The organism is Paenibacillus sp. J5C2022, assembly GCF_025567625.1.
Taxonomy (GTDB): domain Bacteria; phylum Bacillota; class Bacilli; order Paenibacillales; family Paenibacillaceae; genus Pristimantibacillus.
Window position 1 is genome coordinate 142,704 of record NZ_JAOQJC010000001.1, and the last position, 25,753, is coordinate 168,456.

The following is a 25,753-nucleotide window of genomic DNA, read 5'->3' on the forward strand; positions in this document are numbered from 1 at the left end:
CTATCATGATTGAACATACGGAAGCGGAAGCAAAACTGCGGGCAATGCCCAAGGTGGATCTGCATGTCCATCTGGACGGAAGCGTAAAGCCGGAGACCATTATCGACCTTGCAAAACGGGACGGCCAGGAACTGCCTGCATGGGATGCGGCCGGACTGGCCCCTTATATGAAGGTCGAGGGAGATTGCGCCAGTCTCGCGCAGTATTTGGACAAATTTCATTTCGTCGGAGCATTTCTTCATACGGCTTATGCGCTGGAGAGAGTCGCCTATGAACTGGTGGAGCAATCGGCAGCTCACAACTGCTATTATATCGAGGTGCGTTTCGCGCCGCAGCTGCATCGGGAACGCGGCTTATCCGTCAGAGATGCGATCCGTCATGTCGTTGAAGGGCTAAGGCGAGGGGAAGTAGCTTTCAAAGTGAAGGCGCGCTGCATTGCAATCTGCCTGCGGGGCCACGATAAAGTACGGAATATGGAAGTGATCAGGGAGGCTGCCGAGTTTTATGGGCAAGGAGTCGTTGCAGTTGACTTGGCAGGCGCAGAGGCGGCTTATCCGCCGGGACTGTATGAGGAGGAGTTCCACCTTGCACGGCAGCTGCACATGCCTGTGACGATTCATGCAGGAGAGGCGGGAGGCGCGGATAATGTGGAGACTGCAATTAATGTCCTTGGCGCCAGCCGGATTGGCCACGGCGTTCGGCTTAAGGAGGATATGAACGTTTTCCGGCTAGTTCGGGACAGGAGAATTCCTCTGGAGTTTTGCCCCATCAGCAATATTCAGACGAAAGCTGTGAGCGGCTGGGATCAGTATCCCGTTCGGGACTATTTCGAACAAGGCATCCCGATTACGGTCAACACCGATAATCTGACCGTGTCGGACACGACAATAACGAAGGAGTACGCCGCGTTAGTTGCACATTTCAAGTTCACAGAAGAAGAATTATGTCAACTAGTTCGCAACGGAGCGCAAGCTGCCTTCTTGCTGCCGCCGGAGAAAGAAAACTTGATTCGTAAAATAGAAGAAGCGCTAAAGGCGTGGGCAAGCGGCGAATAAGCAGTGTTGCTGGACGGAAAGCACTCTTGATGAGAGTGCTTTTTTGGCGTTAATTGCATTTATATGTTTCGGGGAACCTGCCAAGTACCCAGTGAGCATTGAAGGAAAGTCTCACTTTGTGGGGTTATTTTGCGTTTTCATTTTTCCCCGGCTTGTCATGAGGGGCTGACAACCCGTCATATAGTAGGAGTGAAAGGAGGCGCGAGGCCAATGACAGTCAATCCAAACATGATGATGGGCGAGATTGCGGAGCTGGAATTTCATCTGCAAGGCATGCATTGCTCCGCATGCGCGTCAAGGGTCGAGAAGTCACTGTCCCGTATGGACGGCGTAAGCGAGGTTGCCGTCAGCTTTCCGCTGCGGACGGCATGGGCTCAGGTGGAGACGGACAAGGTGAGCCTGCAGGCAATGAAGGACGCTGTCGCTAAGCTGGGCTTCACTGCGACGATGAACCAGTCGCCCTATATTAGCCTGCAGCAAGAACGTAAGCTGATGCTGCTGCGCTTGCTTCCCGCCATCCTCCTCTCTCTGCCGCTGCTGGCGGGCATGCTTCATCATATGGCGGGGCTGGAACGGATAGCCGCCATGCTTCCATCCTGGATAGCCGACCCATACGTACAGTTGACGCTTGCTACTGTAATTCAATTCGGAATCGGCCTTCCTTTCTATATTGGGGCGTACCATGCCGTCAAGCAACGAAGTGCCAATATGGACGTGCTTGTCGTCATTGGCACGTCTGCGGCTTATTTGTATAGCCATTATGCCGTGTTGAATGGTCTGGGAGGTCCTTATTACTTCGAAACTTCGGCTGTAGTCATTACTGCGGTTCTGCTGGGGAAATATCTGGAGACGACCGCATCGCTTCGTTCGCAAGTGCAATCGGACGGCTTCGGCAGCTTGCAGTCAACATATGCAACCGTGGAGCGGGCTGGAGAGAGGAATCGAATACGTACGGAATATGTGCGGACGGGCGATACGGTATGGGTCGGCGATATGGAAATGATTCCTGTCGACGGCACAGTACTGCAAGGAGACGCTCTGGTGAACGAATCCATGCTTACTGGCGAAAGCCGCCCGGTGCACAAAAGCCCCGGCGATTCGCTCTGGGCAGGAACGACACTGGACAGCGGCCGGTTGAAGATAAGAACGACATCCGCCGGACACGCGACGCTGCTCAACAGAATTCGCGAGCTAGTCATGGAAGGTCAGCGCTCCAAGTCAACGCTGCAGGGACAAGTCGATGCGGTGGCCGGCTGGTTCGTCCCCATGATGCTATGCTTCGCTGCCGCCACGTTCCTGCTGTGGGGGCTGCTGCTTCAACCCGGCGGATGGAGCCATGCGATGATGTGCGCAATCGCTGTCGTGCTCACCGCTTGTCCTTGCGCACTGGGGCTTGCTGCTCCGATCTCGCTTGTCATCGCCTCGGGACGACTGGCGAAGAGCGGCGTCATCGTCAAGGATGCGGCAGCGATTGAGCGGCTTGCGGGGATCGATACGATCGTATTCGACAAGACTGGTACATTAACGGAAGGCCGATCGTCCGTCAGCGAGCTGTACGCATGTGCGGACAGTACCATGTCGGTGCTGCGGCTTGCCGCAGCGGTTGAGGCGAAGTCGGAGCATCCGCTTGCCGTCGCCGTTCGCGAAGCTGCGATGAAGAAGGGAATCGTCGTCCCAGAAGCGGAATCGTTGACATACAGGTCTGGATATGGCGCGGAGGGTACGCTGCAAGGGGAACGCATCGCATTGGGCAACTTGAGGTTGCTGCGGGAGAAGGGGTGGAAGATTGGGAAGGAAGCTGAACGGTCGGCGGAGCAATGGGAACGATCGGGGGCTACTGTGCTGTATGCCATTAGAGGGGAGGAATGCATCGGTATTATCGGCTTCGCGGACAGCATTCGAGCAGAGGCTCCGCGAGTAGTTGAAGCGCTGAAGAAGCTGTCAGTACGTCCCGTCATGGCGACAGGCGATCATGCCGCTCCAGCGGCGACTATCGCTGCGAATGCCGGCATAGTCGAGGTGCGGGCCGGCATGTTGCCGGAGCATAAGCAGCGTATGATCGAGCAATTGCGACAGGAGGGCGGCAAGATTGCCATGGTCGGAGACGGATGGAATGACGCGCCGGCATTGGCTGCCGCCGATGTCGGAATCGCGATGGGCAGCGGTACGGAAGGGGCGCTAGGAGCAGGACATGTGACGCTGATGTTCTCGCGATTGAAGAGCATTCCTGAAGCAATTGCGATCAGCAGAAGGACGCTGAGGAACATTCGCCAGAACTTGCTGTTCGCCTTCCTATATAATGTGCTTATTATTCCGTTCGCAGCCATTGGCTGGCTGGCGCCCTGGATGGCGGGGACGGCAATGGCGCTCAGCTCCGTATCCGTCGTTGCCAATGCGCTGCTGCTGGGGCGGCGGTTGAATGCCGACAGCCGTGAGGCGAGCCGTCGATGATCGGGCTGCATAGCGTAGGACTAATTCTGCTGACGGGCTTGTTCAGCGCGCCGCACTGCATCGGCATGTGCGGGGGGATCGTCACGAGTGTCACGCTTCAGTCGCCGGTATCCGCGACGGAATCGTCTCTTCTGTACAATGGCGGTCGCCTTCTCTCTTACAGTATGTTCGGTGCGGCGTTAGGAGCCACCGGCTCCTTCATCGATGTCGCCGGCGGATTCGCGGGAGTGAAAGGTGTCGCTTCTATCCTGGGCGGCTGCTTCGTGCTGCTATGGCTATGGCGCAGATTCCAGCTCCCCTTCATGCACCGCTTGTCTTCGCTGCTGCACAGCAGACTTGTCGTCAAGGCGGCGCAAACATCGTCTTCCAGAGGCGGCCGCCGAGCGCAGGTGCTTGCTGCGGGGTTCGCCTTCGGCTTCCTGCCATGCGGATTGACTTATGCAATGGGAATGAATGCGGCCGCTTCGGGAAGCGTGCTGGGCGGAGCGTTCATCATGCTTCTCTTCGGAGCAGCTACGTTCCCCGCCTTGGCGTTCGCCGCCGCCGTCGCCGCTCTGACAGACAAGCGCTGGCGCAGATGGGTGAGAAGGGTGGGTACGATATGCGCTTGTATCGTAGGCGTGCAATCCATTCTTCGCGGACTGGCCGTCAACGGGCTGATCCCATCGATAACGCCATGGCTATGGTGAGCGACCTAATCGTAGACGGCCTTAAAGGCATTGCTTAACTCAATCGTTTCAAATGCGGGATGCGCAATGGTCAAGTCTGCTTTCCACCTTCCGGCCATAAGGGGCATCCCTTCGCCTTCATAGACGCCGGGGGATGATTCCGTTAAGGCAAAGCTGTAATCGCCGCATACCATGCCGATCATATCCAGCTGCATCCGTAAGCTCGCATCCGTAATAGGCTCTCCGGCCAGATCGCGCAAGGAAATTCTGAACGTATTCAGCTCCAGCGCTTTGGCAGGGGAGTTGTCTATCTCCCAGATGGCTTCGCCTTGCGGGATAGCTTGTTCGGGCATGAACGGATAAGCCGTGGAATGATCGGATTTCACAAGCAGGAAGATGAGAGCGGCGCCGATCGTCAACATTATGCTTGAGGCAACGAAGAAGCGTGTTCTAAGCATGGAATGGCCACCTCCAATTTCCACTCGGCCTATCGACCGCGTGTGCTATTAATTACGTATGCGCAATGCGGCGAATTTACTACGATAGGTTGAATAGCCATAAAGGCGGGCTCATTCATCGTTGGACAGCTTGGAGAATTGTGGCTATAATGTCCTAGACAAGCCAGTGGTGCCAGAAGCAGCCTCGATGCAAACGCTGTACTTGGCATTATGCAGGCATGGAGGTTAAGGTACAGACAGGTGCCCAGTGGAGAGGGGAATGAGCGGAGCATGAACGCAATTGAGCGAAGAATAAGGGATTTGAACAACTTACGGCCGGATCTTACGGCACGAGAAGATCTACAGCAGTATTGGGAGGAGACGCTTCAATCCTTCAAGGACAAGCCGTTGAACAGCAGCAGAACGAGAGTGGACAGTCATTTGGAGGGAATGGAAGCGTATGAGGTGCGCTTTGAAGGCTTCGACGGTACACCGATAAGGGGAACGTATGTGCACCCGGCGGGCAAGGGCGAACGACAATGGCCTTGCATCGTGACTTATCCCGGTTATCAGGGCACTTATTTCGAACCGGAAAGTCTGGCCATGTGGGCGTGTGCAGGTTATGCCATTCTCGCGATCGACGTTCGCGGCCAGAAGGGCGGAACCGGCAGTGAGCTGGCATTCGATAGCGGTGTTATCAAGGGGTTCGTCTCGCAAAATATTACGGACAAGTATAGTTGCTACTACCGTGCAATCCTGGTGGACTGCCTGAAAGGGCTGGAGTGGGCGGCGCAGCAGCCGGAAGTGGACAAGGAGAGAGTGGCGACAGTCGGCAGCAGCCAAGGCGGCGGCTTAGCGCTGCTTACGGCTGCTCTAAGCGACGTTCCCTCCGTTGCAGTCGCTCATGTGCCCAATATGTGCTGCATCGATTATTCGATGCTTTATTCCACCGGCTCGGCTACGGAGTTGTCCCAATATTGCGAGGTTTATCCGGATCGGTTGGAGCAGGTGCTGGAGACGGTCAGTTATTTCGATATGCACAACTTGGCGGACCGCATCCGAATTCCTGTTTTCGTCAGCGTATGCTTGAAGGACCTGGTATGCATGCCCGAGACGATTTTTCCGATGTACAATCGCATCGCGTCTCATAAAGAGATGGAAATCTACCCGTTCTCCGGACATACGGTAGGCTCGCATCAGTTGAAAGCAGGAATGGCCTTTATGAAAAAGCACCTGGCGCGTGCGGACGAGCAGAAGTGAGTATTGTCATGGACAAATAAGAGGAACAGGAGTATAGTAACTATGTGTTAAAGTGAATAGATGGCTACAGGTGTCGAATTCAAGGGGAAAAAGGCTGTGCGCGACGGAATAGACGTGCTGCAAGAGATCGCTTGAATGAGACTTAATAGGGAAGCCGGTGCAATTCCGGCACGGACCCGCCACTGTAAGGATCGCAGAATGATGGATAAATCGTTCTTCGTGTGCCCGGCACGATGTCACTGAGCGCAAGCTTGGGAAGACGCCGCGGTTGCAAGATCCAAGTCAGGAGACCTGCCTGTAAGCGACACGCAGTCCTACGTGGATTTAGGAGGTGTTGGGTAGAGCGGTTGCAGCTATTGCTGCAGCTTAGTAGGCGTATCCGGCACATGGCCCGGGCACGCTTATTTGGCGTTGGAGCAGGAGAAAGGTGACAAGAGAGAAACCTACAATAGGGGAGCGAATGATCATTATGAAAGTACTATGGAACAAGAATGCAATTGCGAGCATGCTGCTTGTCATGCTCATGTTATTGCTTGCAGCATGCGGAGCGAACGGGGGGACGGAAGGTAACGGCGCGAACGCAGGTGGAGCGACGGCAACGCCTGCCGTACAATCGCCATCGCCAGAACCGACGGAAGAACCGGCTTCAACCGGCAATACGACATATCCTTACTCGGTAACCGATGCAACCGGAACAGAGGTGACATTCCAGCAGCAGCCGTCCGCGATCGTCACGCTGGTGCCAAGCGAGACGGAGACAGTGTTCGCAATCGGTGCCGGCGATCGAGTGGTCGGAGTGGACGAGTGGAGCAATTATCCGCCGGAAGCGGCCGACATGGCCAAGATCGGCGATATGACGACTAACATCGAAGCGGTGCTGGCGCTGAACCCGGATCTGGTGCTGGCGTCGGCCTCCATGAACGGCGATGCGATCGCCAAGCTGCGCGAGCTGAATGTTAACGTGTACGCTTCCGAGCCCAAAACTTACGATGAGGTCATAGCGAAGATCGAGGAAATCGGTCGAATCGTGAATGAGAACGAAGAAGCTGCCAAAGTGGCAGGGCATATGCGCGAAGTGAGGGAGAAGGTGGAAACGGCCGTTCAAGATGCCGAGAAGAAACGGGTATACCTGGAGTTCTCTCCGGGCTATACGGTCGGATCGGGAGAGTTCCTGGACGAGCTGCTGACTATTGCGGGCGGCAGCAACATTGCCGGGGGACAGGCAGGCTGGTATCAGGTGAACGCCGAGGACGTCATAGCGCAAAATCCGGAAGTGATCATTTATCCGGACTTCGGTGAAGAGAAAAGCTCCATACTGACAGCGATCGAGGAGCGTCCGGGCTGGGAAGCGATAGACGCCGTGAAGAACGGGAAAATGGTCATGGTGACGAATGATCCGCTTGTCCGAGTCGGCCCAAGACTGGCGGAGGGATTGCAAGAGCTTGCGGATGCCATTCATCCCGAGCTGATGAAATAGAAGATGAAGGGATATTTATACGGGGGAGCAGCCATGCTCCTTCTTGTTGTTTCTATGATTGCCTGCATGTCGATCGGCTCCGCGGGACTTTCGTTCCTCGATGTGTGGGGCATCCTGTGGCATCAGCTGCCCTGGGCGAAGGGAGAGGGGGGCTGGAGCGACGGAGAGATCGCCATCGTTACACAGGTGCGTCTTAGCCGGGTTTGTCTTGCGGTGCTGGTCGGCGCATGTCTTGCGCTAGCCGGCACGGGCTTTCAAGGGGTGCTGCGCAATCCGCTCGCCGATCCCTATACGCTCGGGGTAGCTTCCGGCAGCTCGGTAGGCGCGGCTTTTATTATCTTGTTCGGCATGCAATATGCGATCGGATTGTGGACGATACCGCTAGTCGCGTTCGGTACTGGCGTTGTGACGCTGCTTGCTGTGATCTGGTTGTCGCGCTATGACGGAAGGATGGGCATCGAGACGCTCATATTGTCCGGCGTCGTCATCCAAGCGTTCCTTGGAGCTTTCGTCTCTTTAATGGTCTCTCTCTCGGAAGGCGTCGTGAATCAAATTCTGTTCTGGATTATGGGTTCGCTTGCGATGCGCAGCTGGGACCATCTCTATATGGTCATTCCGTTCCTTGCAGCAGGCTTGCCAGTGCTTCTCTACTATGGCGGAGCGCTTAACCTGTTCGCACTTGGCGAGCGACATGCCGCCCATCTGGGTGTTCGGACGGAACGTACGAAGCTGGTCGTACTCATTACTTCGACACTGCTTACCGCAGCGGCGGTATCCGTCTCCGGCGTTATCGGCTTTGTCGGACTGGTCGTACCTCATCTGATCCGGCTGGCTGTCGGGCCCGACTACCGCCTTATTACGCCCCTGGCTGCCATTGGCGGCGGCATCTTTATGTTATGGGCGGATACGCTGGCCAGAACGCTGCTTAGCCCGAGGGAACTTCCGCTTGGCGTCGTGACTGCCTTGATCGGTGCGCCATTCTTCGCTTATTTGCTATACAGACGCAAGAAGAGGGAAGGAGGCGGCGAGTTGTGAAGCTGCAGACGGAAGGCATTAAGAAACAGATTGGCGGAATTTCCTTGCTTGAGGATATTGCGCTGGACCTTCGTTCCGGAGAAATATACGGCATTATTGGCCCGAACGGGGTAGGCAAGTCCACACTGCTAGGCATTATGGCGGGTACGATCAAGCCGGATGAGGGAACGGTGCATCTGGACGGGCAGTCCATTGCACGGATGGAGCGCAAGCAGCTCGCGCGTCGTATGGCCGTCCTGCAGCAAGGCGGAATACCTCCGGTCGGATTTACGGTGCATGAAGTGGTCGCAATGGGCAGATACCCGCATCAGAGCTGGCTTGGAGGGGAAGGAGACGATCCGGAACCGATCATTGAAGACGCCTTGCATGCAATGGGACTGGAGAAGCTGAAGCGTCGCAGAATGCATCAGCTCAGCGGCGGGGAGCGGCAACGCGTGGCGCTTGCAAAGCTGATGGTGCAGAAACCGAAGGTGCTGCTGCTCGACGAGCCGACGACGTATCTGGACATCGGGTATCAGTCCGGCTTGATGGACACAGTTAAGGAGTGGCAGCGGAAGGAAGGCTTGCTCGTCGTCGCCGTGCTTCATGATCTGAATCTGGCTTCTCTGTATTGCGATAAGCTGGCAGCCTTGCACGGCGGAACTATCGCGGCGTACGGGACGCCCGCAGAAGTCTTGACGGAGGAGCTGATCCGGTTCATGTATGGCACTGGAGCGACCATCGTTCCTCATCCGTCATGCGGTGTACCGCAGATGATGCTGCAGCCGGGGAAGTAGGGGAGGCGCCGGCTGGCGGAAGAGAGGGACATAAGGATGATAGCAACTTGAGCGGGAGGATGAATCGCAATGACAACGGAGAAGCGATATGAAGAACAACTGCAGGCAGCGATAGACGGCATACGTCCGTTCAATAAGGCATATGCGAGGCGGGCCAGACAGCATTCCGACGGCTTGACCAAGCCCCCGGGAAGTCTGGGCAGACTGGAGGATCTGGCTGCACAGCTGGCCGGCATTACCGGCGAATTGTGGCCGGAGCTGTCGCGCAAGGCGGTCATCGTCATGGCCGCGGATCATGGTGTGTGCGAGGAGGGGGTAAGCGCCTTCCCATCAAGCGTAACGCCTCTGATGGTGCATAATTTCCTGGCGGGAGGAGCCGCTGTCAATGTGCTTGCCCGTCAAGCGGGTGCAGAGGTCGTCTGCGTCGACGTAGGAGTAGCAGCAGAGCTTGAGCATCCCATGCTGCTGAGCCGCAAAGTCATGATGGGCACGCACAATATGGCAAAAGGTGCGGCGATGAACCGCGAGCAAGCGCTGCAAGCGATACTGACAGGAATCGAAGTCGTCAGCTCACAAGCAGAGCAAGGGGTGAGACTGTTCGCGACAGGCGAGATGGGGATCGGCAATACGACGGCAAGCGCCGCTATCGCCTCCGTGCTTGCTGAGCTGTCGCCGGAGCAGGCTGTCGGCAGAGGCACCGGCATCTCCGACGAAGCGCTGGCGCACAAGGTGAAAGTGGTACAGCGCGCCATTGCCGTTAATGATCCGGATAGGAATGACCCTGTCGATGTGGTGGCGAAGGTGGGAGGACTGGAAATCGCAGGTCTCGCCGGCGTCTATATCGGTGCGGCGATGAGGGGCTGTCCTGTCGTGGTAGACGGCTTCATCTCCTCTGCGGCGGCGCTTGTCGCTCTGAAGCTGGCGGAAGGCGTGAGACCGTATCTGATCGCCTCGCACTTGTCGCATGAGCAAGGTCATCGCCTGCTGCTGGAGAAGCTGGGACTGCAGCCGATGGTGCAGCTTGGCATGCGGCTCGGCGAAGGCACCGGCGCGGTGCTGGCTTTTCATTATGTGGAAGCGGCGCTTCGCCTGATGCAGGAAATGGCCACATTCGAGGATATCGGACTTGAGAACAGTTAGCGGGAGGGGATGGCATTGGCAATATTGATCACGGGCGGAGCCAGAAGCGGCAAGAGCGGCTTCGCGGAGCAATATGCGCAGCGGATTGCAAGCAGCGGCGTCTACATCGCCACCTGCCAGCCTTACGACGATGAGATGAGAGAGCGCGTCCGCAGACATCGGCAGGATCGGGAGATTGCGGGCTTCCGTTGGGTGACGAGAGAAGAGCCGCTTCGGGTCGCGGAGCTGCTGGAGGAGCTTCGCCGGCAAGGCGACTCGCTCGCCGCCGGGGGTGGGAAGGCTCCGGTCGTGCTTCTGGACTGCCTCACGTTATGGCTCACCAATGTGCTGCTGCAGGAGGAAGCTGCGGAGAGCAGGCAATGCGACGGAGAGGCGGATCGTCTTGTGGAAGCGATCGTTCGTTACCCGTATCCCCTTCTGATCGTCACGAATGAAGTAGGAGACGGCATCGTGCCGGAATATCCGCTCGGCAGACAATTCCGTGACGAGGCGGGCAGGCTGAATCAAAGGATAGCCGCCGTCTGCGAACGGGTATTTCTGGTGACAGCGGGCATTCCGATCGATCTGCGGGCGGCGGCCTTCCGCTGGGAGGATATGTAATGCAGTACAGTCTGCAGGAGCTGCTGCTGCTGGCGATGGCTGCGATTGCAATCGATTGGCTTATAGGCGATCCCAGATGGCCTACTCATCCCGTCATATGGATCGGCCGGCTGATCGGACGTTTGGAGCGGGCATGGCTGCGTCAGGACGGCTGTCAGCGCAGCGGTGAGAAGCGAATGTACGGGATTCTGTTGACTGTCATTGTATTGGCCGCAAGCTGGGGGACGATGTGGGGGATCGTGAAGCTTGCCGATATGGTTCACACATGGCTGGGCTACGCGGTGAGCGCCTGGTTCATCTCCACGACGATTGCCGTGAAGGGCTTGAAGGAAGCGGCGATGTCCGTCTATCGACCGCTGATCGAGGGCAATCTTGGCGAAGCAAGGAAATATGTCGGTTATATCGTGGGGCGAGACACGGACAGTCTCGATGAGTCTGAAGCTGTCCGCGCTACGGTGGAGACTGTAGCGGAGAATACCGTAGACGCTTTCGTCTCGCCGATACTGTTCGCCTTGCTTGGCGGAGCGCCGCTGGCCATGTTGTACAGGGCAGCGAATACACTGGATTCCATGGTCGGCTACCGCAACGACAAGTACTCCGACTTCGGCTGGTGCTCGGCCCGCACCGATGATGTTTTGAATTACATACCCGCCAGATTGACCGGCCTTATGATGGTTGTCGCGGCTTATCTGCTGCCCGGGCTGGACGGAAGACGCAGCTGGCGTGCTATGCGGACATTCGCCGGCAGCCACCCAAGCCCGAACAGCGGCATACCGGAATCCGCCGCCGCGGGTGCCCTTGGCGTACAGCTTGGCGGCAGCAACCGCTACTTTGGCGTCATGAGCGAACGGGCGCGCATGGGCTGGCCGCTGCAATCACTGCAGCGTTGCCATATCAGGCAGAGCGTGAGGCTGCTGTACGCGGTCAGCATAATCATATGGATAGGAGTGATGCTCACATGGCTCATATGCGCTTGAGAGAGCATGGTTATGCGATAGCGGCTGCCGTCCAATTCCTGACGCGGATTCCGGTTCCGCTGAATGTGCCATTCACGCCTCCTGTTCTGACCAGAAGCATTGCTTACTTCCCGGTTGCCGGATTGGCCATTGGGACGCTGCTTGCGGCTGCTTCGTGGCTGCTGTCTCACTTGCTTCCGCCATGGCCTTCCGCTGTTCTGCTCGTGGCGTTATGGGCGGCGCTGACGGGCGGTCTGCATCTGGACGGATGGATGGACACGGCTGACGGTGTGCTCAGCCACCGCTCACGCGAGCGGATGCTTGACATCATGAAGGACAGCCGCGTCGGAGCGATGGGCGTACTTGCCGCTGTGCTGTTGCTTATGCTGAAAGCTTCTCTCATTGCAGAGCTGTTGACGGCTGGTGACGCCGGCAGTGAAGCGGGGGCAATACCATTGGCTGCCGTATGGATCTTGGCTTGCTGCTGGAGCCGCTCCTGGATGGGAGCAGCGATTGCCTGGTGGAAGACTGCACGGCAAGGTGAAGGAATGGCCAATTTATTTAATGGTGTTAACAATAAAAACATTGGTTTTTCAGCGATTTTGTCGCTCTTGATTTCATTTGCAGCATTAATGATTAATGAAGTTAACTATATGAACGCTTTGATGATTGCCGCTTCGGCCTTGATCTTGACAGTTTTAGCGGGGACGGCATCGGCCGCTTCATTGAACCGAAAGCTTGGCGGTCTGACCGGAGATACGTACGGTGCGATGAACGAAGCGCTGGAGACACTGCTGCTGCTCGCCGTTGTCATATGGCGACATATAGGATAAGAAGAAGGTAGAAAGGACGATGTCGATATGCTGGAACGATTTGGACATGGGGGAGACTTGACGACTGCAACGGAAGCGTTCGGAAGAGAATCCGCTCACTTCCTGGACTTCAGCTCCAATATGAATCCGCTTGGCCCGCCGGAGTACGTCGGGGATATCGTGCAGCAATACATACAGCGGATACAGGCTTACCCCGATCCTGCATCCCGCATGCTTAAGGAACTATTGTCGAATCTGTACGGCATTGACGAGAAATGTCTGCTGATCGGCAATGGAGCGGCGGAACTGATCGATCTGGCGGTTAGAGCCATTGCTCCGGAAGCGGCAGCCGTCGTGTCGCCTTGCTTCTCGGAATATGCCGATGCGGTATGCAAGGTGGGAGGCCGGCTTCACCGCATCCCGTTGTCGGCGCAGTCCGGCTTCGAGCTGGGGCAAGATCAGCTCCAGCAGGCGGCGCAGTCGGGTGTAGGACTGTATATGCTGGGAAGCCCGAACAATCCCACTGGGCGATTAATGGACCGGAAGCTAATCGAACAGCTGCTGGACAGCGGAGCATATGTGGTGCTGGATGAAGCTTTTCTTGATTTCGTACCGGGCTCGGAGACGCTGACTATGGTAGCGGAAGCTGCGCGCCACTCTCGTCTGATCGTCATTCGCTCCATGACGAAGTTCTATGCCGTTCCCGGCATTCGGCTCGGTTACGCAGCAGCTGCTCCTGAGTTAATCGCTGGCATGAGAAGCCTGCAAGTGCCATGGAGCGTGAATTCACTGGCCCAATCGATTGGTGAAGCTGTGATCGGAGACATGCCGTTCGTTAGCCGTACGCTGGCATGGCTTGGCGAGGAGCGGACTTGGCTTGCGAAGAAATTGACCAAGCTCGGGTTTATCGTAACGCCAAGCGATGCGAACTATTTGCTGCTGCGGCTGCCGGAGAGGATGAAGCTGAATGCTTCCGGCTTGCAGGAAGCGATGGGGAGAACGGGCGTGCTCATCCGCGATGCTTCCTTATTTCCTGGCCTGGACGAACGATATATTCGAGTGGCAGTGAAGCTGCGCGAGCAGAATGCGAGTCTGCTGGAGAGATTGACGGAGATGATGGCGGAAGGCAAGGAGGGGGAACTCGCATGAGGGCAAAGGAATGGCAAGCGGAGAGCGGCATGGCGGCGGGTCGTACGCTGATGATTCAGGGAACGGCTTCCGATGTCGGCAAGAGCGTCGTCACCGCCGCTCTCTGCCGCATATTCAAGCAGGATGGATATCGTCCCGCACCGTTCAAATCGCAAAATATGTCGCTTAACTCCTATGTGACGGCAGACGGCAAGGAGATTGGTCGGGCGCAAGCCATGCAGGCTGACGCTTGCGGCATAACGGCTACTACCGATATGAATCCGATTCTGCTGAAGCCGTCAGGAGACATGCGCTCGCAGGTCGTTGTGCACGGCAAGCCGCTTCGGGATTACGAGGCGGCGGAATACCGGAGCCAGTACTTGCCCGTAGCGGGCGGAATTGTCCGGGAAGCGCTGCAGCGGCTCCGTTCCCGACACGATATTGTCGTGTTGGAGGGAGCGGGCAGCCCGGCTGAGATCAATCTGAAGGACAGAGATATCGTTAATATGCAGATGGCCGAATGGGCGGAGGCATCAGTCATATTGGTGGCGGATATTGACCGGGGCGGCGTGTTCGCCGCTATCGTCGGCACGTTGGAGCTGCTGGAGAAGAAGGAGCGCGACCGGGTATGCGGCTTCATTATCAACAAGTTCAGGGGCGATCTGTCGCTGTTGCAGCCTGGGCTTTCCTGGTTGGAGGAGCGGACAGGCAAGCCGGTGCTGGGGGTGCTGTCCCACTTGCCGGATCTGGCTCTGGAGGACGAGGACTCCTTGGCGATCGGCAGCCAATCGCCGTCATCTTCCAAGTATTTTGAAGGGATGCAACAGGAGCGTCTGGATGTTGTCGTGCTGAGGCTGCCCCGCATCTCCAACTTCACCGACATGGACCCGCTGCGCTTCGAGGCGGATGTGTCATTGCGCTATGTCAGCTCTCCCGAGCAGTGGGGGAATCCGGACGCTGTCATCGTACCGGGCAGCAAAAATACGCTGGAGGATCTTGCTTGGCTTCGTGAGCAAGGTCTGGAATCGCTGCTGCTGAACCATAAGGAACGGGGAGGATGGACTGTCGGCATATGTGGCGGCTATGAAATGATGGGATTGGAGCTATCTGACCCGCAAGGGGTAGAGTCTTCCGAAGGCTCCATGACAGGAATGGGGCTGTTCCCGTTCCGCATCCTGTTCGGAGAAGAGAAAACGACGCTTCAAGTGCGAGGACGCGCCCGCATAACTTCCTTACATGAAGAGACAGATATCGAAGGATACGAAATTCATATGGGAGCCGTGGAATGGATGAAGCCTCCGGAACATCAGCCGTTTCGTATAGCGTGCGGCAAGCAGAATGAGCGACCGGAAGGTGCCGCCTCGCCGGATGGTCGCACATGGGGCACGTTTCTGCACGGCATCTTTCAGAACGATGCCTTCAGACGGCAATGGCTGAACGATATCCGGACAAGCAAAGGGTGGGCTGCTCTGGAGGGAGAGGCCATCGGCATTCCGTTCCGGCGGCGCAGGGAAACGGCATTCGACCGGTTGGCCGAACATGCAAGGATGTGTCTGAACGTTCCGCTCATATACGATATAGCCGGATTGAGGAAGGAGTCGAGCCATTAATGCAACCATTTCGCATTGGTAACGAATATGTGTCTCGGCTATGCCCAGGCGTTCAACTATTATTGAAGGAAGACAGGATCGAGCTTCAGAGCCAGGAGCCGTTATATGCGCTTAGCAGCGCCGTATGGCCGGGAGGATTCTCGGAGGCGGATGCGATGGTGAACTGGAAGGTGCCGCTGACGTATCAATGCGACGATCCCGTACGGGATATACGCGAACAGTGCGTGCAATGGGGATACAATTCCGAGCGGACGGTCGGCTTCATTACGGCGGCCAAGCTGACACATGCTGCCGTGCAGGAATCTGAAGGGGATGGCTTCAAGCTGCTCTGCTGCACGACCTCGGGAACGAAGAATGCGGCAAGGGCGGGCTTGCCGAGAAAGACGTTCCCATCGTATATGCCCGGTACCATCAATACGATGATTGTTATTGATGGGGAGTTGTCCGAGTCTGCAATGGTGAACGCGGTCATTACTGCGACGGAAGCGAAGACGGCCGCCCTCCAGAAGCTGGGAATCGTCGAGCGGGCGAACGGGGAATCCGCGACTGGAACGACGACGGACGCCATTGCGATTGCCGTTACACAGAATATGAGCTGGGGAGTCAAGCACGTGTATGCCGGCTCAGCCACCTCGTTGGGCTGCACGCTTGCCGAGGCTGTCTACAGGTCTGTGTACGTGGCCTGCAAGACCCAGGACGAAGATTGAGTACTGGTAGCCAATCAGGCATGTTGGGAATCGGTGCAACTTTTCTGAATGTGTGACGTTTATAGGTTGACCGGTTTCTTATTGTCTTTTTGAGCATAATGATGATGCCGGATTGATATTGTAAACGATGAAAAGGGGCCAGATGAATGATTTCCACGAATCGCCGCAATAAGACGAAAGCGGCAGCAGCCATGCTGTCGCTCATGCTGTTGACCGCACCTCTCCAGGCGGCAGCCGAGCAGGAACAGGCCATTACTTCAGGAACTTCATACGTTGTATTTTATGTCGATCAACCGGAAGCTTTTTTGAACGGAGAGCAAGTGATGCTGGATTCGCCAGCCGTGATCAAGAAGGGACGCACGTACGTTCCTGCCAAATTTCTGGGCGACACCTTCGGCATGAAGGTGGAATGGGACGAAGAGACACGCACTATTCTCATGGAGACGCCCAGCCACATCATTACGCTGGACACCGAGAATAAGGAAGTATGGGTGAACGGGCTGCTGCATAATTTCGATGATGTCGCGATGCTGTCGAAGGGCAGGCTGCTGATCCAGTTGAGATGGCTGTCCGACTATATGGGCGCAACCTATACATACAACAACGAGCTTAGAAGGGTTGATGTTGTCTATGCGAAGAAGCCGGACGGCCTGTACGATCCCGACAAGAACAATTCCAAGCCTGTCGCCAAGTTCACCTTCGGCAAGAGCAGCTACCGGATCGGCGAACCGATCAAGTATATTAACCTGAGCTACGATCCCGATGCGGAAGGGCATCAGCAGGAATGGGAAGGGAAGGAAGAGGTGTTTTTCAAAGCCGGCACTTACCCTATTACGCTGAAGGTGAAGGACAAGCATGGTCATGAGAGTGCGCCGTATACGCGAAATCTTGTGATCGAGGATGAAGTGTATATGACCGAAGAGGAGTATCCCATCTATACGAAGCCGGTCGGCGGCTATTTGCCGATGGATTGGAGCACGCTGTACAGCCATTACTTCAACCTGCCTAGTCTGGAGAAGGAGATCGAGCTGGACAGATCCCGCACGATGCTTATGAGCGACAGTCCGGAGACATTCACGGAGACGGGCATTCTGTACCAGGATGTCATCAATGGCAAGGGAAGGCTCTACGCCGATCATCTGAACGGAACGAAGGAGAAGGTCGGATTCGCCATACTGGCCACGAATCAATCGGACAAGCCCGTTAAAGTTCGCACGACCAACAAGGGAGAAGTATATCCCTCCATCTACGCCCATCTGATCGGCAGTGAAGCGACTGTCGACTTCCTGATGGAGGACAAGGCGGACGAGACGATTGCCATACCCGCAGGCCAGACGTTCATCTACAAGCAGTTCCCCGACTTCTATCCCGGTCAAGGGGTCAATCTGCTGTACGATGTGGAGACGGATGGCGAGGTGCAATTCACGTTCGCCGCAGCGGATTCCGTATCGACGAAGATGCTGGATATGCGCAAGCTTCCCTTCAACGGTCATGTGCGAGGTACCTTCCAGATCGCCGGCTTTAATTGGGAGATGGATCTTACGGATGCCGGACTGAAGAAGCCTCATAAGCTTGTCATAGGGGACGGCAAGGAAGATCCGTTCCAGATGGGGTACGATCCCATTCGCGGCACTGAGGCCGTCTTATCCGGCAATTACGGAACGGTCTATCGCATTCACGCCGACAATCCGCGCAAGATGGCGATTATGGTGCTGGCCAAGGGCGGCGCGTTCAAAGGTCCGTTCAAGGTGAATGGGGAGATGGTCAAGGTTCCGGCGTCCGGCGTACTGACGGCGTTCGACGGCATGATTATGCTGGCGAAAACGACGGGCCGCGAGGAGAGTCTGGATATCTCGTTCAGTCCACCGGCAGGTTCCGCGTTCCCGATCAACTTGATCTTCTATCCGCTGGATGATCGTGTCGAGTAGTTAAGATTACCAGATTATTGCCGAAGGCATCGCTCCTGCAGCTGCTGCACTGGAGATGATGCCTTCTTGCGTATGGACGGAGAGTGTAGCCAGTTTCGGCGGACCGATAAATAATCAAGCCAATTGTGGTAAAATAGAGCTTACTGTGCCTAGGAAAGGACTGTACTGACGATGAAGAAGCAGCTGCCTATCGATCATGTGCTGCCGGAGCTGTTGGCAGCGTTGTCGAGCAGCAACAACGCCGTGCTGCTGGCAGAACCCGGGGCCGGCAAGACGACGCGCGTGCCGCTTGCGCTGCTGCAAGCGTCTTGGTTGAGAGGACAACGGATTATGATGCTGGAGCCAAGACGGCTTGCAGCGAGGGCGGCAGCGCAATATATGGCAAGAGAGCTGGGAGAGACGGTAGGAGAACGGGTCGGATACCGGGTTAGACTGGATACGAAGGTAGGCCCTCGCACTGTCATCGAAGTGGTAACCGAAGGTGTGCTGACCAGAATGCTGCAAGAGGATCAAGCGTTGGACGGTGTAGGGGTCATCTTGTTCGATGAATTCCATGAGCGGCATCTTCACGGCGATCTGGGTCTGGCCTTGGCCTTGCAGTCCCAGCAGCTGCTGCGCGAGGATCTGCGCCTGGTCGTGATGTCGGCGACACTGGAGGCCGAGCCCATCGCAGCCTTATTGCAGCATGCGCCAGTTATCCGATGCGAAGGACGATTGTTCCCGGTGAAGACGCATTATGTTGAAGGGGACAAAAAAACGCCTCTGGCATCCCGGATGGGCCGCTGCATTCAAAGCGCGTTAAACAGTCACGAAGGCGATGTATTGGCCTTTCTGCCCGGAGTGAGAGAAATCCGTCAAACCTCGCGCTGGCTGGCATCTGCCGGACTGCCGGCAAATGTTCAAATCAGGGAGCTGTATGGCAGCATGCCGCTTCAGCAGCAGGCGGAGGCGGTAGCTGTATGCATGGACGGCCGCCGAAAAGTAGTGCTCACTACATCTATTGCAGAGTCCAGCATCACGGTTGACGGAGTCACTGTCGTCATCGACAGCGGTCTGATGCGGGTGTCCCGCTTCTCGCCGAAGTCCGGCATGAGCGGGCTGGAGACGGTGTCCGTCTCCAAAGCGTCAGCCGATCAGCGTCGGGGCAGAGCCGGCAGGCTCATGCCGGGTACGTGCTACAGGTTATGGCGCGAAGAAGAACATCGCTATCTGGCGGATCAGAATGCTCCCGAGATGTTGTCCGCTGACCTGTCATCTCTTGCGCTGGAGCTGAGCATATGGGGAATTGCCAATCCCGCGGAGCTGGATTGGGTGACCCCGCCTCCCATGGCGGCCTATGGGCAAGCGGCAGATCTCCTGCAGCGGCTAGGTGCGATGAAAACGTCCGGTCAGCCGACGGCTGAAGGGAGACTTATCGCGCGGCTGGGGGTCCATCCTCGGCTAGGTGCGATGCTGCTGTCGGCCAAGTCGATTGACGATCTTCGCAGCGCTTGCGAGCTTGCAGCGTTGTTAAGCGACAGAGATATCTTGCCGCACGAGCGCAACGTCGATATGGAGCTCAGGCTGGACAAGCTTCGTCGCGACAGCAATCGCGATCCCGCCTTGCAGCGGATAACGGCTGCCGCCGGGCACCTGGAACGAATCGTGCTGGAAGCGGAGCGCATGAAGAAGGAACGGGACGGTCTTCGTTCCATCGGAGTGCTGCTGGCTGCAGCGTATCCCGATCGCATTGCGCAGCGGCGAAGCGACGGACGGCTGCTCCTGGCTGTCGGACGCGGAGCCGTGATGCCGGTCGAACAGCCCTTGTCCGCGTCGCCGTATGTTGTTGCTTGCGAATTGGATGATGCTGGAGCGGAAGGGCGTGTGCTGCTGGCAGCGGCATTGTCGCAAGAGGAGATCGATGCGGAGCTGACGGCTTATATTCGGGATTCAGAACATATGTATTGGGACGAGCAAGCTGCGGCCGTTCGCGCTAGCAGAAAGCGGATGCTCGGCGCAATCGTTCTATCCGAGCATCCGCTGAATCAGCCCGACCGGGATCGAATCTCGGAGGTGTTGCTTCATATCGTCCGTCAGAAGGGCTGGGGCTTCCTGCCGATGAAGGGGAAAGCGCAATCGCTGCTGGAGCGCATGCAGCTCATGGCTCGCAGCGGACGAACGGAATGGTCGCGCATGACACGCGAGGCGCTGCTGGCTTCGGCAGACGAATGGTTAAAGCCTCATCTGTACGGACTGAAGAGCAGGGCGGATCTGCAGCAGCTCAGAATGGCGGATCTGCTGAGCGGATTGCTGACATGGGAACATCGCAAAATGCTGGATGAACAAGCACCCACTCATCTGACAGCGCCAAGCGGCTCGCGTATCCCGATCGACTACAGCAATCCTGATCAGCCGGTTGTCGCTGTTCGGCTGCAGGAATTGTTCGGGATGACGGAAACTCCGAGGCTGGCGGGAGGAACAATTCCTCTGACAATCCATCTGCTGTCGCCTGCTCAGCGGCCTGTGCAGGTGACGAGCGATTTGAAGAGTTTTTGGTCGGACGCTTATTTCGAAGTCAAGAAGGATTTGAAGGGACGTTATCCGAAGCATTACTGGCCGGACAATCCTTTAACGGCTATTGCAACCAATCGCGCCAAGCCCCGGAAGTAACGGTCGAGTTGATTAAAACAACAAATCAGATGCGTTTGTATGAAAAATCGTACAAAGTGCTGGATTGGCGGGGCGGATGTGTGGCGTTTGTATGAAAAATCGTACAAAGTGCTGGGTAAGTGGAGTAGATGTGCTGCGTTTGTATGAAAATTCGTACAAAGTGCTGGATTGGTGGGGCGGATGTGCGGCGTTTGTATGAAAAATCGTACAAAGTGCTGGATTGGCGGGGCGGATGTGTGGCGTTTGTATGAAAAATCGTACAAAGCGCTGGATTGGTGGGGCGGATGTGCGGCGTTTGTATGAAAAATCGTAAAAAGTGCTGGGTAAGTGGAGTAGATGTGCTGCGTTTGTATGAAAAATCGTACAAAGTGCTGGGTTGGCGGGGCGGATGTGTGGCGTTTGTATGAAAAATCGTACAAAGTCCTGGGTTGGCGGGGCGGATGTGCTGCGTTTGTATGAAAAATCGTACAAAGTGCTGGGTTGGCGGGGCGGATGTGCTGCGTTTGTATGAAAAATCGTACAAAGTATTGGGTTGGCGGGGCGGATGTGCGGCGTTTGTATGAAAAATCGTACAAAGTGCTGGGTAAGTGGAGTAGATGTGCTGCGTTTGTATGAAAAATCGTACAAAGTGCTGGATTGGTGGGGCGGATGTGCGGCGTTTGTATGAAAAATCGTACAAAGTGCTGGGTAAGTGGAGTAGATGTGCTGCGTTTGTATGAAAAATCGTACAAAGCGCTGGATTGGTGGGGCGGATGTGCGGCGTTTGTATGAAAAATCGTACAAAATGTCGATACATGCGATGATGAGAATGGCGGTGAGGACTTGATCTATTATGTTATTATAGGCGCAATAGTTATATTGAACGTATATACCTTTCTGTTAATGGGCTGGGATAAGAAGAGCGCAAAACTCAAGCGAAGGCGCACCCCAGAGAAACGACTATTTCTTCTTAGCGCAGTCGGCGGTGCGGCAGGGACGCTGTGGGGGATGAAGGTGTGGCGACATAAGACGCAGCATCGCTCATTTACCGTGGGCATTCCGTTCCTCCTCGCGCTGCATTTGATCGTGGTTATTTTGATAACAGGCTATTGGGTGATGAGCTCGGGAGCACTGCAGCAATAGACAAGGCGATATCTGCGAACATTGGAGATACAATGGCGGAGTTGGGATGGCAATGTGAAAGTATGGAAAAGGGGAGTTTTTGAAGTAGAAAGCACTGAAAGAAGGAAGTTCTGAAAGATGGAAGGACTGAAAGAAGGAAGTTCTGAAAGATGGAAGGACTGAAAGAAGGAAGTTCTGAAAGAAGGAAGTTCTGAAAGAAGGAAGCACTGAAAGAAGGAAGTTCTGAAAGAAGGAAGTTCTGAAAGAAGGAAGTTCTGAAAGATGGAAGTTCTGAAAGAAGGAAGTTCTGAAAGAAGGAAGGACTGAAAGCTGGAAGCGCTGGAAGATGAAAACTCTGGAAGATGAAAATTCTGGAAGAAGGAAACACTGAAAAAGGAAGCTCATGAAATTTTGATCTTGCAAAAGTTTTCTTGTTGTGATATAGTAACTTTCCGTTTTTTTATCATGATTGCGAATATAAGCTGAGTCTCGGTTCGGAGACTCAGCCCTTTTTCGCTTGGAGGGATGACAGTGGGTTCGAAGGTTGCAAGTACGAGTGTACAACAGGATGAGGAGCTTCACCTGAAGAGAGCGCTGGAGTCAATCAACAACCAGCTGCAAGAGATCGGTCCCCGCTACACGGGCGACGACTTCACGGAGCAGATGCTGGACCTGCAACGCGAAGAACGCAAGCGAAGACTGGAAATCGCCCGGCGCGAGCCTTACTTCGGGCGTATGGACTTCCAGGAGTTCGGCATCGGCAGCGCTGGAGAGCGTCCCGTTGTTCCGCTGTATATCGGCAAGGCGGGCGTGGCGCGGGATAAGGCCGGCGGAGATCCCCTTGTCATCGATTGGCGGGCGCCTGTGGCAAGCATGTTCTATTCCTTCACGGGCGGGACGGAACCCGCTTCCTACGTATCGCCCGACGGGGAGATCAGCGGCGATATGTACTTGAAGAGGAATTTCGTCATCCGGCAAGGCGAGCTGATCCGTTATGTGGACAGCTATGTGCGAGGGCAGGAGGAAGGCGAATCGGTAACGGATGAATTCCTGCTGTATCGGCTTGGGGAGAACAAAGACAATAAGCTGCGGGATATCGTATCGACGATTCAGAGCGAACAGGACCGCATTATTCGCGGAGACAGGAACGGCGCACTGTTCATCCAGGGCGTGGCGGGAAGCGGCAAGACGACAGTCGCGCTGCATCGTCTGGCATTCCTGCTCTATCAATATGCGGAGCGGATTAAGGCGGAGCGCATGATTATCTTCGCTCCGAGCCGGATGTTCCTGGACTATATCTCCGGAGTGCTTCCGGAGCTCGGTGTAGGGGACATCGGGCAGACGACCTACCACGAATGGGCGATAGAGCTGTTAGAGCACGATGTGAAGTTGACTGATCCGTCGGAGACGCTTGCTTACTGGTTCGAACAGAAGCGCGGGGCGGAGGATTGGCTTCAAGCAACAGGAAGATGGAAAGGAAGCCTTTCGTTCAAAGAATCGCTGGATGCGGCAATCGGCAAGCTGGAGGAAAGCGTCGTGCCGGAGGTGTCCTTCTTCCCTGTAGATGGCTTGGAACTGCCGCCAGCTCAGCTTCAGCAGTGGTATGAGATCGATTACGGCGACGAGCCGCTAATGGTGAAGCGCGACCGGCTGGAAAGCCGGATTCGGCGTTGGTTCCAGTCGGAGCTGAAGTACAGGGGCGTGCAGGACAAGAAGGTGATGGCGAAAGCCAAAACAAGGCTGAATGCTTATCTTAAGAAGCTTCCTTCCTATTCGGCGAAGCAGCTCTACCTGGCCATGTTCAGAGGCAAGGAAGCGCTGAACGACGTTCCTCAAGCTGCCGCGAAGGAAACGGCGGCAAGGCTGAGGGACGGCTATGCCGCGGCAGAGGATATGGCGGCGCTCGTCTATATCCACTTAAGGCTGTACGGACTGAAGTCTCCTCCGCTCGATCACATCGTCATCGACGAAGCGCAGGATTACTCGCCGTTGCAGCTTGAGACGCTGCGCATGTGTCAGAGGACGACGTCCATGACGATATTGGGCGATTTGCAGCAGGGTATTCACGGCTATTCAGGCATTCATAGCTGGAAGGAGCTGACCGACTTATTCCCGGAAGATGCTGCAAGCTTCTTCGAACTGAATCGAAGCTATCGCTCCACGATGGAGATTATCGGCTTCGCCAATTACATTCTGGGCGAGATGGAAGGGGAAGTGAAGGCGGCCGTTCCCGTCTTCCGCAGCGGCGATCCCGTCGAGCTGCTGCCGGCAAGCGAAGCTGAGTGGCTGAGCGAGCTTGCTGCGACGGCAAGCCGGTGGCAAGAGCGAAGCGATTACGATACGATTGCCGTTATCGGCCGCACCGCGGCAGAGTGCGATTCCATTCATCGTTACTTCATGCAGACAGGATTGTCCGCTTCGCTCGTGGAGAGCAAGCAGCCGAGCTACGGCGGGGGGCTGTCCGTTGTACCCGTCTACCTGTCGAAAGGGCTGGAATTCGACGCCGTCCTGATTGCGGACGCGGGCGATCAGGCATACAGTCAGCAGGACGCCAAGCTGCTTTATGTCGGCTGCACCCGGGCGCTGCATAAGCTGAAGCTGTTGTATCGAGGCGAGCTTTCACCGCTGCTTCGAGAGGCTGATCGGATTGAAGCGGCTGCGCAGGACTAGGGCGGAATACGGCAGGATGGCCGAAGCGGCGGTATCCTGCCGCGCCGAACCTGTGATATGATGCTAGGGAGACTTAAACGGAAGGTTGGAGATTGTTCTGGCTTTGGAATTTATGATGGAGTACTTATCTTTTTTTGTCATACAGACTGACGGCGCCGAGGATTCCCCTTCCGCGGTCAAGCGATTCAAACACTTCGCGACTCTGGATGGGGACGAATACGAGGATAGCGAGCTGAAGTCCTTCCTCGACGGTGAATTCTCGCGTATTGTGAAGCGCAAGGCGGAGCGGAACCCCAATACCGCCAATCCGCCGACGAAGGTAGGGCGCTTCATGGTGGAGCCGGGGTACGAGCTGGGCAGCAATGGCAACTACAGCCTGTTCCAGAGATTGAGAGAGGCCGACAGCAAGGAGCGTTACCTGGGCATTGCTGACGAGCTTGTGCACATCTATCTGGATACGAGCGCCGTTCGAGGCGGCGCGTTCATCATCGCGAGATCGAAGCTGAATACATTCTTCGACGAGCCGTTCCTGTTCCTGCTGAAATGCGACTTCGAGCCGAAGATAGCGCGCATAGCGGATGAGAGAAGTCTTATCTCACATGTCGAGATGGCGATCAGCGCTAGGGGAATGAAGTCGATTCAATATCCGCACATGCCCGAGGAAGGCGTGCTGGAGCCATGGGAGCTGAAAATTCATCAGGCGTCTCACGCCCGCTACTTCGAGGACTTCCTGAAATTCGTATCTTATGAAAAGCCGCTGCCCGAGGTGATGGGCGAGCAGGTTGTGGAGATGGCCCATCAATTCATCGCAGACAGGTGGCAAGAGGAAGCGAGCACCGAGCGCAGCGAGGCGGAGAATGCGGTGGAAGTATGGGCGGCAAGCGAGAAGCGGGAGCTGCAGGAGTGGTGGCCGCAGGAGCAGGTGCAGATCGCGGCGTCCGCACTGGTGGAGCAGAAGCCGGATCTTCCGTTCACGTTCAAGCTGGACGAGGTGACGGTGAAGGGACTGCTCTCCCACTTCGGCTCCTCGATCCACATCGCCCGCCATAACGGCCGCTATGTCGTTGTAATTGAAGGGGGAGCGTTCCAGTTCGAGAAGGGCATGTCGCCGGTAGAGCTGCTGCAGCCGCAGGAGCTGGCGGATATTCTTCCCGTGATCGGCACTTCGACGCCGGATCGGGAACCGGCTGCAGACGCAGCGGATGCTCCAACTGCCAATGCAGACGATGTGCCTTGGTAATTGGTTGCGGATTGGCGAGTATGACTTGAGGGCTAGAGGGATAGGCTGAACTA

The 25,753-nt window shown here is 56.1% G+C and carries 20 protein-coding genes and 1 riboswitch; of the genes, 19 read left to right on the plus strand and 1 reads right to left on the minus strand.

The window, feature by feature from the left end:
* Positions 1-5 precede the first annotated feature (5 nt).
* The 3 genes from add (at position 6) to M6D81_RS00700 (ending at position 4,195) form a co-directional block, all read left to right on the plus strand.
* The gene (add, locus tag M6D81_RS00690) at positions 6-1,055 is read left to right on the plus strand and encodes an adenosine deaminase (protein ID WP_262674843.1); all 1,050 of its coding nucleotides are present in this window, start codon (positions 6-8) and stop codon (positions 1,053-1,055) included.
* Positions 1,056-1,265: 210 nt separating this feature from the next.
* Positions 1,266-3,506, plus strand: a complete 2,241-nt coding sequence (locus tag M6D81_RS00695; protein WP_262674844.1) for a heavy metal translocating P-type ATPase — start codon at positions 1,266-1,268, stop codon at positions 3,504-3,506.
* Entirely contained in the window at positions 3,503-4,195 is a 693-nt protein-coding gene (locus M6D81_RS00700; RefSeq protein WP_262674845.1) for a sulfite exporter TauE/SafE family protein, read from the plus strand. Before M6D81_RS00695 ends, M6D81_RS00700 begins: the two co-directional genes overlap by 4 nt.
* 5 nt (positions 4,196-4,200) lie before the next feature.
* Here M6D81_RS00700 and M6D81_RS00705 read toward each other — a convergent pair whose 3' ends face one another.
* Positions 4,201-4,632 carry a FixH family protein gene (locus M6D81_RS00705; RefSeq protein WP_262674846.1) on the minus strand — a complete coding sequence of 144 codons (432 nt, stop codon included), beginning with the start codon at positions 4,630-4,632 and terminating at the stop codon, positions 4,201-4,203.
* A gap of 270 nt (positions 4,633-4,902) precedes the next feature.
* On the opposite strand from M6D81_RS00705, the gene M6D81_RS00710 reads away from it, so the two are divergent.
* From M6D81_RS00710 to M6D81_RS00785, 16 genes are all read left to right on the plus strand, one after another.
* Positions 4,903-5,871 carry an acetylxylan esterase gene (locus tag M6D81_RS00710; RefSeq protein ID WP_262674847.1) on the plus strand — a complete coding sequence of 323 codons (969 nt, stop codon included), beginning with the start codon at positions 4,903-4,905 and terminating at the stop codon, positions 5,869-5,871.
* A gap of 107 nt (positions 5,872-5,978) precedes the next feature.
* Positions 5,979-6,184: riboswitch (cobalamin riboswitch) on the plus strand.
* A 156-nt stretch (positions 6,185-6,340) separates the two neighbouring features.
* A complete protein-coding gene (locus M6D81_RS00715) occupies positions 6,341-7,348 on the plus strand; it encodes an ABC transporter substrate-binding protein (RefSeq protein WP_262674849.1) in 1,008 nt (335 codons plus the stop codon).
* 3 nt (positions 7,349-7,351) lie between these two features.
* Complete coding sequence (locus M6D81_RS00720) at positions 7,352-8,383, plus strand: FecCD family ABC transporter permease (RefSeq protein ID WP_262674850.1); 1,032 nt, start codon at positions 7,352-7,354, stop codon at positions 8,381-8,383.
* Complete coding sequence (locus M6D81_RS00725) at positions 8,380-9,159, plus strand: ABC transporter ATP-binding protein (RefSeq protein WP_262674851.1); 780 nt, start codon at positions 8,380-8,382, stop codon at positions 9,157-9,159. Before M6D81_RS00720 ends, M6D81_RS00725 begins: the two co-directional genes overlap by 4 nt.
* A 69-nt stretch (positions 9,160-9,228) precedes the next feature.
* Entirely contained in the window at positions 9,229-10,299 is a 1,071-nt protein-coding gene (gene cobT, locus M6D81_RS00730) for a nicotinate-nucleotide--dimethylbenzimidazole phosphoribosyltransferase (protein WP_262674852.1), read from the plus strand.
* A gap of 15 nt (positions 10,300-10,314) precedes the next feature.
* Positions 10,315-10,899 (plus strand): bifunctional adenosylcobinamide kinase/adenosylcobinamide-phosphate guanylyltransferase, encoded by a 585-nt coding sequence (gene cobU, locus M6D81_RS00735; protein WP_262674853.1) that lies wholly within the window; start codon positions 10,315-10,317, stop codon positions 10,897-10,899.
* Positions 10,899-11,876 (plus strand): adenosylcobinamide-phosphate synthase CbiB, encoded by a 978-nt coding sequence (cbiB, locus tag M6D81_RS00740; RefSeq protein WP_262674855.1) that lies wholly within the window; start codon positions 10,899-10,901, stop codon positions 11,874-11,876. The genes cobU and cbiB overlap by 1 nt, the downstream gene beginning before the upstream one ends.
* A complete protein-coding gene (gene cobS, locus M6D81_RS00745) occupies positions 11,858-12,688 on the plus strand; it encodes an adenosylcobinamide-GDP ribazoletransferase (protein ID WP_262674857.1) in 831 nt (276 codons plus the stop codon). The genes cbiB and cobS overlap by 19 nt, the downstream gene beginning before the upstream one ends.
* A 27-nt stretch (positions 12,689-12,715) precedes the next feature.
* Complete coding sequence (cobD, locus tag M6D81_RS00750; protein WP_262674858.1) at positions 12,716-13,816, plus strand: threonine-phosphate decarboxylase CobD; 1,101 nt, start codon at positions 12,716-12,718, stop codon at positions 13,814-13,816.
* Positions 13,813-15,405 carry a cobyric acid synthase gene (locus tag M6D81_RS00755; RefSeq protein WP_262674860.1) on the plus strand — a complete coding sequence of 531 codons (1,593 nt, stop codon included), beginning with the start codon at positions 13,813-13,815 and terminating at the stop codon, positions 15,403-15,405. The genes cobD and M6D81_RS00755 overlap by 4 nt, the downstream gene beginning before the upstream one ends.
* The gene (locus M6D81_RS00760) at positions 15,405-16,112 is read left to right on the plus strand and encodes an adenosylcobinamide amidohydrolase (protein WP_262674861.1); all 708 of its coding nucleotides are present in this window, start codon (positions 15,405-15,407) and stop codon (positions 16,110-16,112) included. The genes M6D81_RS00755 and M6D81_RS00760 overlap by 1 nt, the downstream gene beginning before the upstream one ends.
* Positions 16,113-16,258: 146 nt before the next feature.
* A complete protein-coding gene (locus M6D81_RS00765; RefSeq protein ID WP_262674863.1) occupies positions 16,259-18,040 on the plus strand; it encodes a copper amine oxidase N-terminal domain-containing protein in 1,782 nt (593 codons plus the stop codon).
* Positions 18,041-18,211: 171 nt separating this feature from the next.
* Positions 18,212-20,689 (plus strand): ATP-dependent helicase HrpB, encoded by a 2,478-nt coding sequence (gene hrpB / locus M6D81_RS00770; RefSeq protein WP_262674865.1) that lies wholly within the window; start codon positions 18,212-18,214, stop codon positions 20,687-20,689.
* Positions 20,690-21,511: 822 nt separating this feature from the next.
* On the plus strand, positions 21,512-21,811 hold the full coding sequence (locus M6D81_RS00775; RefSeq protein WP_262674867.1) for a DUF1294 domain-containing protein: 300 nt from the start codon (positions 21,512-21,514) through the stop codon (positions 21,809-21,811).
* A gap of 510 nt (positions 21,812-22,321) precedes the next feature.
* Positions 22,322-24,460 carry a HelD family protein gene (locus M6D81_RS00780; protein ID WP_262674869.1) on the plus strand — a complete coding sequence of 713 codons (2,139 nt, stop codon included), beginning with the start codon at positions 22,322-22,324 and terminating at the stop codon, positions 24,458-24,460.
* Positions 24,461-24,563: 103 nt separating this feature from the next.
* A complete protein-coding gene (locus M6D81_RS00785) occupies positions 24,564-25,700 on the plus strand; it encodes a DUF3900 domain-containing protein (RefSeq protein WP_410795679.1) in 1,137 nt (378 codons plus the stop codon).
* Positions 25,701-25,753: the final 53 nt, after the last annotated feature.